At 55.1% G+C, this 12,538-nt stretch carries 6 protein-coding genes, 1 tRNA gene and 1 rRNA gene; 4 read left to right on the top strand and 4 right to left on the bottom strand.

From position 1 onward, the window contains the following. Positions 1 to 14: 14 nt before the first annotated feature. The 3 genes from rrf (at position 15) to QUE41_RS13650 (ending at position 1,846) form a co-directional block, all read left to right on the top strand. A 5S ribosomal RNA gene (gene rrf, locus QUE41_RS13660) occupies positions 15 to 129 on the top strand. A 58-nt stretch (positions 130 to 187) separates the two neighbouring features. After that, positions 188 to 264, top strand: a tRNA-Asp gene (locus tag QUE41_RS13655). Positions 265 to 1,699: 1,435 nt separating this feature from the next. Then, positions 1,700 to 1,846 (top strand): YoaH family protein, encoded by a 147-nt coding sequence (locus tag QUE41_RS13650; RefSeq protein ID WP_286339575.1) that lies wholly within the window; start codon positions 1,700 to 1,702, stop codon positions 1,844 to 1,846. A gap of 103 nt (positions 1,847 to 1,949) precedes the next feature. Here the strand turns inward: QUE41_RS13650 and ushA are convergent, their stop codons facing one another. The 4 genes from ushA to QUE41_RS13630 form a co-directional block, all read right to left on the bottom strand. Continuing rightward, on the bottom strand, positions 1,950 to 3,680 hold the full coding sequence (gene ushA / locus QUE41_RS13645; RefSeq protein WP_286339574.1) for a bifunctional UDP-sugar hydrolase/5'-nucleotidase UshA: 1,731 nt from the start codon (positions 3,678 to 3,680) through the stop codon (positions 1,950 to 1,952). 164 nt (positions 3,681 to 3,844) lie between these two features. Further along, on the bottom strand, positions 3,845 to 6,475 hold the full coding sequence (locus tag QUE41_RS13640) for an endonuclease (RefSeq protein ID WP_286339573.1): 2,631 nt from the start codon (positions 6,473 to 6,475) through the stop codon (positions 3,845 to 3,847). 73 nt (positions 6,476 to 6,548) lie between these two features. Further along, on the bottom strand, positions 6,549 to 9,773 hold the full coding sequence (locus tag QUE41_RS13635) for an ExeM/NucH family extracellular endonuclease (RefSeq protein WP_286339572.1): 3,225 nt from the start codon (positions 9,771 to 9,773) through the stop codon (positions 6,549 to 6,551). Between the two features lie 36 nt (positions 9,774 to 9,809). Continuing rightward, positions 9,810 to 10,790: a porin gene (locus tag QUE41_RS13630; RefSeq protein ID WP_286339571.1), complete on the bottom strand. Its 981-nt coding sequence runs from the start codon at positions 10,788 to 10,790 to the stop codon at positions 9,810 to 9,812. Between the two features lie 775 nt (positions 10,791 to 11,565). Here QUE41_RS13630 and rbsK point away from each other — a divergent pair. Beyond that, positions 11,566 to 12,489: a ribokinase gene (rbsK, locus tag QUE41_RS13625; protein WP_286339570.1), complete on the top strand. Its 924-nt coding sequence runs from the start codon at positions 11,566 to 11,568 to the stop codon at positions 12,487 to 12,489. Positions 12,490 to 12,538: the final 49 nt, after the last annotated feature.

Here is a 12,538-nt window from a genome sequence, read left to right as displayed (position 1 = left end):
CCTACAAAATTTTGTCTGACGACCATAGCGCTGTGGTCCCACCTGATCCCATGCCGAACTCAGCAGTGAAACACAGTAGCGCCGATGGTAGTGTGGGAGTTCCCATGTGAGAGTAGGTCATCGTCAGGCACCAATTCCTTGATGTGAGAGCGCTAATCAGTCTCTTGCGTCAGGCATAAAATTCGGCGGAGTGGTAGTTCAGTTGGTTAGAATACCGGCCTGTCACGCCGGGGGTCGCGGGTTCGAGTCCCGTCCACTCCGCCAACATTTTCGAAGAAGCCTGAGCTAACGCTCAGGCTTTTTTCGTTTATCCGCTCCCAGAATCTGCTGCGCAGATTGGTCGCGGAGCTAGGCGCCCCCCACTGGCCATACGCGTTGAGTCCCATCACTCCGCCAACTATTTGGATAAAACCCAGCCTTGCGCTGGGTTTTGTCGTTTCTGAGGTTTGAAAAAGTGACGAGACCGGAGTGGACTACCCGAGTCGCTTTTTAGGGCGCTGGGAGTTAATCGTTCCTTTGATGGTGGAACCCGTCCCTGGTGAATCCCCCGGCTCGGCGTCCCTGTCGCGCCTAAATTGATAATCAGTGCGGAAAATTCATCCCTGAAGCCTTGCCCTGTCGCCATCCATGGCTCCACCTCCCTCGGCTGCGATGCTGTGCATCGGTCCTCACTCGCCCGCCAACATTTTCGAAGAAGCCTGAGCTAACGCTCAGGCTTTTTTCGTTTGTGCTGTTTAGAACTTCCAGGCTGCTCGATCAGGGCAACGGAGCGCTCCCCGCCTCATACGCACAATCGTCTCCCTGGCGCACGCCAGGGTCCAGCGGCTTTCTTTCGTCCCTTAAATCAAAGACTCTGGATACCGGCGTGCGCCGGCACGACCGTGCTGGGGGAGGCGGTGTCGTAATGAAAGGGCACCGAGCGTACTGACGGTTCAAGCGGGATGGCTAAGGGGCCTAGGTGCCAAGGCAAGGCAGCACATTACTAGCCAACCTTTCCGGCCACAGCAACGAAGCACTCCCCGTGCCACACGCACAATCGTCTCCCTGGCGCACGCCAGGGGCCAGTGGCTTTCCTTAGCCCCTTAAAAACCAAAGACTCTGTATACCTGCATGTGCCGGCATGACTGTGCTGGGGGGAGCCGCATTAGGTTGGAGTTAGACTCCCTGTGAACCTGCGGCTGCTAATAAAGGCAGCTACGAAGCACTCCCCGCCCCCTACGCACAATCGTCTCCCTGGCGCATGCCAGGGTCCAGTGGCTTTCTTTCGTCCATTAAAACCAAAGACTCTGGATACCGGCGTTCGCCGGCATGACAGTGTTAGGGGGAACCGCATTAGGTTGGAATCAGACTCCCTGCGAATCTGCAGCTGCATTTAAGGGAAGATACGAAGCACTCCCCTCACCATACGCACAATCGTCTCCCTGGTGCACGCCAGGGTCCAGTGGCTTTCTTGCGTCTCTTCAAAACCAAAGTCACCGAATAACGGCTTTGCTGGCATGACGGTGTTAGGGGAGGGCGCATAAGCTCGAGATGATGTTGAGCCCCAGAAGAGTTCAGCTAGCCAGGGTATAAGGCTGTCAGGGCCATTGAGAGAGCATCTAGACGCAGATGACCATGATGAGTCGCCTTAAGGGCTTCAGGGCTTTGTGAAGGTGCTGTAGCAGGGTAGAATGCGCTTCTTATTTTACGGGAGGTGAGTATGTCCGAACTGTTGGGGTTGACCCATGAAGAGCAGCAGCAGGCAGTGGAGCGAATTCAGGCACTGACGGCCGAAGGGCTGTCTATGGCCGAGGCCATCCAGATTGTGGTGAAAGAGCTGCAGCAGGAGAGAGGAGAGAAAGAGTAATACTCTCCTTCAGGAATAAAAAAGCCCAACCTAGGTTGGGCTTTGCTTTTTGGGTCTAACATGTCAGCTGCGTTTGCGGACTAATCCTAACTGATGATAAGGATTAACCACCGCAGCCGTATGGGCTTCTGGAGTTGGTGTACTTAACATCTTTCGCCCTGTTGTAGTCCATCGGGTTCAGGTTGCCCTGCTCCTTGATGAACTGATAAAGCATGTCAGCATCGACAAAGCCGGTGTTGCGGGCTTGTTTGAGCTTGGGATACTTGTTACCGCCCGACGCGTTGTAGCTGGGGAGGGTAAACCTGTAGGTGTCAGCCAGGTTGAAAGGCCGGCCACCAATAGACTTGATATCCACCTCTTTGGCGACACAGTCAACGGTCATCTTAATGCCGCTGAAGTGGGGGAAGCCGCCGGAGCCTCGTGTCTTGGTAGCTACCTTGGACAGATACTTCTTTAGCTCAGTACCGTTCATCTCGGTCACAGTCACGCTGTTGGCAAACGGCTGTACCTTCAGCACATCGCGATAGCGGATGGGGCCTTTTTCGATGGTGGTACGAATGCCGCCAGAGTTCATGATGCCAAAGTCGGCCGGCACCGGAAGCTGAGTCTGGGCGTGGGCTATCATGATCCCCAGAGGGGTTGCCTGATAACGCACGACTCTGCGCTTGCCAATGAAGTCCTCCTCGGCGACACCGATCTTCTCCTTCAGCTTCAACTGGCCTTTATTTTGATAAGGGCGCAGCAGCTCGAGAGTTTCGGGGTCTCTGGGGGTCAGCATCTGAAACGGATACATGGAGCCGAACTTGGTTTCGGTGTTGACCGGAACCAACTGGTAGTTTGCCAGGTGAAGTTCACCACCATAGTATTCGAAATCGGCTCGGCCTACGTATTTACCCCACTCATAGGCCTGCATGATCCAGGTGCCATTTTTGCGATCGGGTTTGCACGCTTCATCGCGACCATAGTCTTCAACGTACTCACCGGTCTCCCCCTCCATGCACACAGGCAGTTGGGAGTGACCACCAATGATCGCTTGAACCTGGCCGGGTTCAAGGCTTTGAGCCAGAGCAACATCACCCGGCGCGTTACTGCCGTGGTCGCCATTTTCATAGTGACCCATGTGAGTGAGGCCGAACACCAGATCTGGATGGTGCTGCTCTTCGAGCTGTGCCAGGACTTTCTTCATCTCTGCCTGGGGAGAGGTGAATTTCAGGTCCTGTACATACTCAGGGTTGCCAATTTCGGCGGTCTGCTCTGTGGTCAGGCCCACAACTGCCAGTTTCAGGCCCTGGACCTCAAACAGCTTGTAGGGCTCGAAGTAGAGCTGCCACTCACCGTCAACCTGGCGATAGATGTTGGCCGACAACCAGGGGAACTTGGACCAGTCTCGCTGTTTGTCTACAACGGTCGTCGGGTTGTCGAACTCATGGTTACCCACGGCCATGGCGTCATAACCGAGATGGTTCATGCCGATAAAGTCGGGCTCAGCATCCTGGAGATCGGACTCAGGTACACCAGTGTTGATGTCGCCACCGGAGAGCAGCAGTACCTGCCCGCCGTAATCGGCGACCTCTTTACGGATCTCGTCGATGACGGTTTTCCGAGCCGCCATACCGTATTCACCTCGTTTGCTGTGCCAGAAACGGCCGTGGTGGTCATTGGTATGGAGCAGGGTGAAGCGCTTACAGTCATCACCGGCGGCTATGCAGGCGGCTGATGCGGTCACCTTAGGAGCCTCTTCCACCTTCTTCTTACCACAGCCGCTAAGCGCTAACGCAAGAGCGATGGCTGAGCCGGTGAGAAGCAGGGTAGAAGGACGGAGTGAACGATTCATGATAATCCTTCGCTTTGATGTACAGCGTCGCTTTGACTCTGGGGCCAGAGCTCCCATCAGGAGGGGAGTCGGGTGTCCGGATTGAGAGGGAAAGCAACGCTTGTTCAATTAAAAAAAGCAGCACCCAGAGTGCTCTCGGTGCTGCTTTTCATCAGCTCAACTGATTAGGACTTGCGACGACGCAGCCACATCAGGGGCAGCAGCAGGGTCATCAGACCGCCGAAGCTACCGGCGCCATCGGGCTCTCTCCAGCCAGATTCTTCGGTGTTCTGAACGTCGATGCTAACAGTGGTCTTGTAGCTTTCATCGTCGTTGCTGGCAGTCAGCTCGAACACCAGAGCCTGGTTGATGTCTACCTGAGGAGAGGTAACGTCAAGCTTCAGGCCGTTGGCAGTGAACTCGGCAGTGGCACCGGACACCTGCTTCCAGCTGTAGGTCAGGCCCTCAGGAGCGTCGGCTACAGTGGCAGTGATGCTGGTGCTGTCACCTTCGGTCAGCTTGGTGTTGCCGTCGAAGGTGATGTCCAGAGTCAGAGGTACGTTGGTCACTGGCAGGTTAACTTCTTCGGACGTTTCCAGAGTCCCGTCGCTGATGGTCAGAACGAACTTCAGAGTGGTGTCAGCCTTAACCTCAGGTGCGGTCAGAGACAGTACCGCCTCGTTACCAACCACGGTCTTCTCTTCGCCGGTAACCTGCTCCCACTTGAAGGTCAGGGTCTTGCCTTCACCTGCAGTGATGGCAGAGGCATCCAGGGTGTAGGCAGAACCTTCAGTCACGCTCTCAGGAGAGGTGATTTCACCCTCTACCACCAGAGCAGGAGTGCCGTCGCCACAGGCCGCGCCGTATACCTCTTTCACCAACTCAGGACGGTCGATGAAGGGGTTACGGTTGCCTTGATACTTGTAGACCTCGTCGTTGCGGTTCTGCTCGTAGGCATCAACTGGATCGGCAGTGTTCCATGCGTACAGAGTGCAAAGTGTACCGATCAGCGGCTGATCGTCCTCGTCTGATGTGGTCAGACGATCTACAGCCACAAGGTCAGGCATGCCGGTAGTGGCAGTATCGGTCCCTTGGTAACGGGTATCCATATACATGATCATTCGGGCCACATCACCTTTCACCTCGTCGCGAGGTTCCCAGCAGTCGATGGTGGTATCCAGGTAGTTGCCTGTACCTTGACCATTGAAGTCGACTTCTGTGCCGGAATCGCTGCACTCACCGAAGTCGTTGTTGCTGCGCTTGGTGTTGATGCCAGGATCCGCAGGGCGCAGGTGGTGAGCATCGGTGTAACCCCACTGAGACTCGCTGGGGAAGCCGTGGCTCTTGGCCCAAACGTGTTCGCGATTCCACTTGCCAGTGCCACTGCCACTGGTCTGGTTGTCGTGCTTGGAGATGGAGGCGCCGGTATAGATCTCAATAACGTTCTTGTCGTTGCTGGGATCCTGATCCGCGTAGGTCAGTGCAGTCCAAACCTGCTTGTAGCTCAGCTGCTTATGGCCGGTTGCAATGATGGTGGACAGGGCGTTTTTAAGCTCTTCAGGAGTCTTAAACTCGCCATTCAGCGCGTTGGAGTAGTACTCGTCGGCGTTGAAAGTCTTAGGATCGGCAACCGGAGTCAGAGTTTCACAGCCAGTGCATGGATCTGTTGGCTCTGGATCTACGGGCTCGGAGCCACAAGCGGTTTCGCCGGCACAGCCCAGGCCATCGGAAGTATCCTGATCGAAGACCAGCCACTGGTTGTCGGTGCCGGGGAAATCAGCTTCGGCGACAGTATCGCCCGCAGTTACGCTGGCCTTACGGCGCAGAGTTTTGTTAGCGGTGGAGAAGTTGGAGTCATTTGCATCAGTCCAGGCGGAACCTGGGTCTTCACCACGTTTCCCGAAGCGATCGATTACCACGTCGTCTTTGGTCAGGACCAGGGCGTCGTCACCGTTGAAGTAGGTTACAGTTGATTCAGTACCTACTTTGAACTCATCGGCTGCGCTGGCATTGTGGAATACAATGCTCTTGCCTGGCTCCAGGATGCCGGTCAGAGTTTCGGTGTTGCCGGGATCGGTGCTGCCGTTGCCAAACAGAGTCAGCTTGTAGACGTTGGCATCCAGGTCGAGGGCGGTGCCACCCACGTTAGAGATCTCAACGGCTTTGTTGCTGCTGCTGCCTTCAACGTACTCGGTGATCAGCAATACACCAGGGGTGGCTTCAGAGCTACATGCACCTTCACCTGGACAGCCAAGGCCATCAGAGGTGTCGGTGTCAAATACTGCCCACTGGTCACCTGGGCTAGGGAAGGTGGCAGTAGCGTCAGTGTCGCCGACAGTCACACTGGCCTTACGGCGCAGGGTCTTGTTGGCAGAGGAAAACTCGGCATTGTTAGGGTCGGTCCAGGCAGAGCCAGGATCTTCCCCCAGTTTGCCAAAGCGGTCAATTACCACGTCATCTTTGGTCAGTACCAGAGTGTCATCACCGTTAAAGTAGGTAATGGTGGACTCGGTGCCCTTCTTAAAGTCATCAGTGGCGCTGCCGTTATGGAAAACAATGCTCTCACCCGCAGCCAGAACTCCGGTCAGAGTTTCAGTGGCGCCAGCGTCGGTACCGCCATTGTTATAGCGACGTACCTTGTAGTCCGCGTCATTCAGATTGATGGCGCTGCTGCCTACGTTGGAGATTTCCAGTGCTTTGTTGTTGCTGCTGCCTTCGATGTACTCGGTGATCAGCAGATTCGCGTTTGCGGCTGTGGACAGGGTGCCCAGAACCAAAGCAGTGGCCGCAGCAACTGCGTTCAATTTAATCGTCATAGTCTTATCTCTCTAAATTCCATGACCTGAAGCGCCTGCCTTGGGACAGGCGCTTCGAAGTGGAGATCAACTCTTATTTGCGAAGACGGCGGCGCAGAGCGGCCAGACCGAACAGGGACAGCATGCTGATGAAGCCAGTGCTGCCGCCGGAACCGTCGCCTTCCTCTTCAACGATGTCCGCAACCAGGGAGTCACGGCTGGTGATGTCGATCTTCAGAGTCTTGCTGGAACCGGCTACTACCTTGCCGTCGCGCTCCAGAGCTACGGTGGCGTTGTAGCGAGCGGATGGGGCACCGAAGACTTCGAAGGTCACCAGAGCTTGACCATCTTCAGTCAGCACCACGTTCGGCTCTACCAGCTGGCGCAGGTCCAGGTTGGCTTCGTCGTCGGCAGGGCTCAGCTTGATGGTGGCTACGTCGCCTTTCAGAGCGTCAGCGGCAACAGGAACCTGGTAAGGCACCTTGGCCAGCTTTCTCAGCTTGGGCAGAACCAGGGCGTGACCTGGGTCGGCTTCACCGGGCATGTAGCTCAGAGTGATCAGCGCAGGATCGTGGTCAGAAGAGCGATAGATGTCGTCTTTGTAGAACTTGTGCGCACCGTTACCGTCGATGGTTCCCTTGTACTGGTTTTTGTAGTCGTACAGGTTGGATTCGGCGGCATTGATGTGCCAGTCGGTCGCATCGATCACGCGATCTTCCAGAGAGGGGGAGATCAGGATGTGGTCGAGGGAACCCACTTCATCGTTAAAGGAGAAGCTCCAGGGAGTCTTGTCCTTCTTCTCGAAGTACTTGCCAACAATATCAACATAACCATAGGTTTTGGTGATGGTCGCAGGGGCGCCGCTCTCATTGAACTGAGGCTTGGTGCCGACGAAGGTGTGGCTGGCAGTTACCAGAGTCTTGTTGCGTGGGTTTTCAGTCAGAACCAGCAGTGGATCTTCCTTACCGTAGGCGTTCAGGTCACCCAGGATGATCTTGTCACCGGGAACCTCTTCCATCTCTTCACCCAGGTGTACCGCACCGGCTACACGGAATTCGGAGCAGGAGCCCTGACGATCCAGGTCGGGTGCTTCACGGTTGTTCCACTCGGTGGCGTCACCGAACTCAACACCTTGCCAGTCTTCAAAGCAGGTAGAGCCCTTGGACTTGAGGTGGTTAACCGCCAGGGTCAGGCGCTTACCGGTCTGGTTAACCACAAAGGTGACGATCAGGGCATCACGGTGGTAGTTCTGGCCATTTTCCAGAATCTCATCGTACTGGTCCTTAATCACTTCGCCGTTGTCGTTAACGATGGTGGGCGCTTTCTGCTGAGGCATGGGCAGTACGCGGGTACGCTCAATGCTCATCTTGCTGGGGCGGTACATGATACCGGTGGCGATGGCGTCGGCACCGATGGCGTCCAGTTCGTCCAGAATCTGGTTGCCGTTGTGGTCAAAGCCTACGAACACGTAGCGGTTTTCAGTGGAGGTCGGACCGTTGTAGTCGCGGGCACGCTCATCCACATACTTGATGTTCACCTGATTGACCATCTCGGCAATGGCGCTGTTTTCGCCAAAGCCGTTGTTTTCCATCTCCATCAGGGCCAGTACATCGGCATCCAGAGAGCGGATAGCTTCAACCAGCTTGGTACGTTGATGGATAAACTCATCGTAGGTCTCGGCACCGCGGCTCTGACCGAAGTTGTTGTTGTCGCCGCCGAATGGGGAGTTGAAGAAGTTAAACAGGTTCTGACTGGCTACGCGGATAGCGAAGTGATCCTTCTCTACCTCTTGACCCAGAGCAGGGCTCTTGGTACGGGGCAGATTGTGGATGAAGTTGTCGCTGGTCAGCTGGTTGGTTACGGTCAGGCTGTAGTCCTGCTCATACTCGCCGGTGGCGTTGTCCAGAGCGGTCTTGTACTGGCTGATCACACCCTCCATGCCGATGACACTGTCATCGATGCGGATGTAGTTGGCGTGAGGGTCACTGTTGAAGCCAGCGTAGTAGGACAGCTCGTTGTTGCGGGCCACCTCGGCACTTTCGATAACCAGACGGAAGTCATCGTTTTCCGCTGCTGCAGCTTTGGACTCTGGGCTGCCGGCAACATACAGGTGATTGGGCTGTACGTTAGGACGGGTGTAGGCCGCAACCATGTTGTTACGCCCGTGAGGAGAGGGCAGGTAGTTGTAGCTGAAGCTGCGCGAAATACGCATGTCCTGGTACCCATCGGTGTTGGGATCCAGGTCTTCGGTCAGCTTAACCAGCATACCTTCGTAGCGTTCCAGGGTCTTATCGAAGGAACCGTTGTCCTCTGGCAGAACCACAATGTCTGTAACGCTGGTTGGGGTGATGTTGGTATCAGTTACGTTCCAGCTGAACGCGGTATCGGCAGTCAGTTGAGTCTGGCCATCAAACTCGGTGACTTCACTGCCCATACAGATGGTCTGGCCAACTTGCAGATCTTTCGCTGCGCCGCTCTTAACGAAGATACCGTCCGAGGTCATGGGATCGTTATCGTTGTTGGAGGAGAGGTCGCGCAGGTAGAAGCCGGTTTCAGGTACAGAGACCTTAGCGGTGATAACACCCTCTACAGCAACCTTTTCGCCAGCATAGGGAGAAACGAAACCTGTGCCCTGAATGGCGCCGATGGAGGTCAGCTCACTCTTGTCAGACGGACAGGTGAAGATGTCCATGATGTCTTCGGCATCAGCGGCAGGCAGGTTTGGCTGGCCCAGAGTGTCGAGCCGCATGGGCATGATGTTCTGCCACAGGGAGGCATCATAGGTGGCTGCTTGGGCAGGAGCGCTGCCATCGGCGGCCAGCTTACGGCGCAGAGTGGTGTTAGGTGCCCACTTGCTGTTGTCGTCCTTCAGGCCAACACGATCGATAACGTCATCACCGTTTTTCAGGAAGAAGCCATCATCGCTGTTCAGGTACAAGTTGTTGTACTTGTTGCTGCTGTCGTAGGTGGAAACCACCACGGTGGCGCCTTTGGCAGCAATAGCGTTCTGGAACTCGTCGGTGGAACGGCTGTTGACGATTACCAGAGAGGCACCAGCGGCCAGAGTCTGGCCAGTCAGCAGAGGCTTGGCCTCAGCGTTCAGCAGTTCGTTGTCATACTTGCCGCTGGAGCGCTGGTAGGCAGCGACATCATCGGTAAAGGTAAAAGAGTCGGTGGCGTGGGTGTTGGTGATCTCAACAGCGCCCACACTGCCATCGGCACTTTGGGTCATTTCGGTGATCAGCAGATCTTCAACGGCGGCGTGTGCGCCCATGCTGATGGTGCTGGCAATGGCCAGCGAGAGGATACTTTTCTTCATAGCAAACTCTATAAAAATATTGGATTCGAACTAGGACTAGAAGTACATGCGCGCGTAGGCGTAGCCAGCTTCAGGCGCTTCACCGAAACGACCTTCCAGAGACAGAACGATGTCTTTGGCTGGGCGGTAGTTGAAGCCGATGCTGCCCCAGCGACGGTCTTTGCCGTACTCGGGTGGTTGCTCGCTGTAGTCGAAGTTCGGGCCAATCAGATCCCAGCCTTCGTACTCCTCGTGGTTGGCAGAGGCGATGATTTCCCATCTGTCGGCGAGGTCGTACTTGGAGGTCAGGGTCAGGCCGTAGTTGCGGAAGGTCTCATAACCCAGGTATACGTCGCCGCTCTTGCGGGTCGCCAGGTCTTCGTCTTCCAGGAAGCCGTTGAAGCCCAGAGCCAGCTTGGGCATGACCTGCAGGCGTACGCCCAGGCCAACCTGCTGCTGCTCACCGTACTTGGAGATGCCATCGGAGCCACCGCGGGCTTCCAGGCCTACTACTACGGAGAGGAAGTCGGACATCCAGCCGAAGTAGCCGTTAACGATGTCACCCTGAAGGGCGCCGCTCTTGTGCTCGCCTTCGTAGGTGTAGGAAGCGCCGAAGATCAGGTGATCAAACTCAGCCTGGTACTTAACGGTGTTTTCCTGGTCGCCCGCTTCACCGGTTTCAACGGACTTGTTGAAGGTGAAGTCACCGAAGTGGTCGTAGTCGTCGAACGCGGTATCGGTCAGACCCACTTCGATCCATTGCTGGTCGGTGAAGGCGTAGCCGATGTACATCTTGTCGATGGCCAGTTCGAATTCACCGTCGCCACCCAGCCAGTTGCGGCGCTGGTAGTCGAGCTCGAGGCGGTAGGTGAATTGCTTACGCTGACCTGTTACGCCCATGGTGGCGAAGCTGTCATCGACGTAGCCTTTGGTGTCGTAAAATTCGTCGTGGTTGTAGTCTGGATTGGTGTCAATGTGACCCCCAACGCCTACCTCGCCGTAGAAGCGCAGGTAGTCCCCATCGCCATTTTGATCCAAGGTTACAGCGTGAACTGAACCTGCACCGAGAAGGGTGGCCAAGGCGATTGCAACGGTTGATTTCTTTAACATTGCGTTTACTTCCGATCAGTAATTCATCAACCCTTTTTAAGGGCTGAACTCAGGGTTAAATATGTTTTTCAGTAGAGCTTGAGTTACATGATGTTCAAGTAGGGGGGGGAGAATTAGACAGCGAAATCGCTTTCATCTTTGGAATGTAATTCATCAGTTAGACCCATTTTTTATTTTAAATTGCGCCTCAACTTTAACGTATTCCTGTGTGGTTTTTGTTGCTAAATTACGCCAAAAGTGATCTTGATCACATTGGTGAAATATCTATTCACATTCCATCTCAAATAATGCGGAATTATGCACAAATAATCATGCTTTAGCGAAAAAAATTAGCTTCATTTTGACCGAAAATCTGTCGAATTACGGATATAAAATGCCCATATTTATTAGGGGCTAACGATGTTAGCCCAGATTTAAAAAGTGAATTACAGTACCGGAATTTCAGATACGAATATCTCTCGTATCTAATATTGTGTTTGTATGATTTTTGAGCTGACAAAGGTGGCAAAAAGGTGCCCATTCACAGATGAATGTTTCGTTTTTTTTAATTGGTGCGACTTTTGTACTGTCGGGTCGGGTGGAGACTTGGTGGTTATGAAGAAGAATATTTTGCCGCTTTATGGTTGCTCTAAGCTGATCTACTATTGGTCGCATCAATAACCGGCATGCGTATTGTCGGACAACCTTAATTCAGGAGCATTAGATGGCGAAGCTCACCGTTCTGGGTAGCATCAATGTGGATCACCTGTTGCAGGTGACCGAGTTCCCCCGGCCTGGTCAGACCTTAGAGGCAGACAACTATCAGACTGTGCCAGGGGGTAAGGGGGCCAACCAGGCGGTTGCCGCTGCTCGACTGGGTGCCCAGGTGAGTATGGTGGGGTGCATCGGAGAGGACGCCATCGGTGAACAGATGAAGCTGGGGTTTGCTCAAGATGGTATGGACACCTCATCGATAGACAGGGTGTCTGGTGAAGCCACCGGCATGGCGATGATCTATGTGAATGCTCAGGGCGAGAACAACATCGGCATCTGGCCGGGGGCCAATGGAGCCCTGTCCGTGGAACGGGTTCGGTCTCATCAAAAGGCCGTGGAGGGCGCCGACCTGCTGCTGATTCAACTGGAGACTCCTATAGACAGCCTGGTCGAAGCGGCTCGTCTTGCCAAGGCCGCAGGGACCAAGGTGGTGCTCAACCCGGCCCCAGCCAAACCGCTGCCGGACGCGCTGCTGACCAATGTAGACATCATCACACCCAATGAGACCGAGGCGGAGCAGCTCACCGGTATTGCGGTGGTCAGCGACGAGTCTGCGGCCGAGGCGGCCCATTGCCTCCACGACAAGTTTGGCATCGAGATGGTGATCATCACCCTGGGTAAACGGGGGGTGTGGCTCAGCCATCAGGGGCGCCAACAGCTGGTGCCCGGATACAAGGTGGATGCTGTGGATACCACGGCGGCGGGGGATACCTTCAACGGCGGCTTTGTGACTGCGCTGCTTGAGGGGCAGTCTGTGGATGAGGCGCTTCAGTTTGGTCAGGCGGCAGCGGCCCTGTCGGTCACCCGCTTGGGCGCTCAAAGCTCCATTCCCTCCAGAGAGGAGACTCTGGCGTTGATGGCGCAACAGGGGTAAACAAACCGGTAAAAACCCAAGAGGGACGCCACGGCGTCCCTCTTTTAGT

The sequence above is a fragment of the Ferrimonas sp. YFM genome (assembly GCF_030296015.1).
Taxonomy (GTDB): domain Bacteria; phylum Pseudomonadota; class Gammaproteobacteria; order Enterobacterales; family Shewanellaceae; genus Ferrimonas.
Note: the sequence above shows the minus strand (reverse complement) of the source record. Positions and strands in the feature narration are given on the sequence as shown.

Coding starts and splice junctions, on each gene's coding strand:
- QUE41_RS13650 (WP_286339575.1), top strand. CDS start 1,700: ATGTCCGAACTGTTGGGGTTGACCCATGAAGAGCAGCAGCAGGCAGTG.
- ushA (WP_286339574.1), bottom strand. CDS start 3,680: ATGAATCGTTCACTCCGTCCTTCTACCCTGCTTCTCACCGGCTCAGCC.
- QUE41_RS13640 (WP_286339573.1), bottom strand. CDS start 6,475: ATGACGATTAAATTGAACGCAGTTGCTGCGGCCACTGCTTTGGTTCTG.
- QUE41_RS13635 (WP_286339572.1), bottom strand. CDS start 9,773: ATGAAGAAAAGTATCCTCTCGCTGGCCATTGCCAGCACCATCAGCATG.
- rbsK (WP_286339570.1), top strand. CDS start 11,566: ATGGCGAAGCTCACCGTTCTGGGTAGCATCAATGTGGATCACCTGTTG.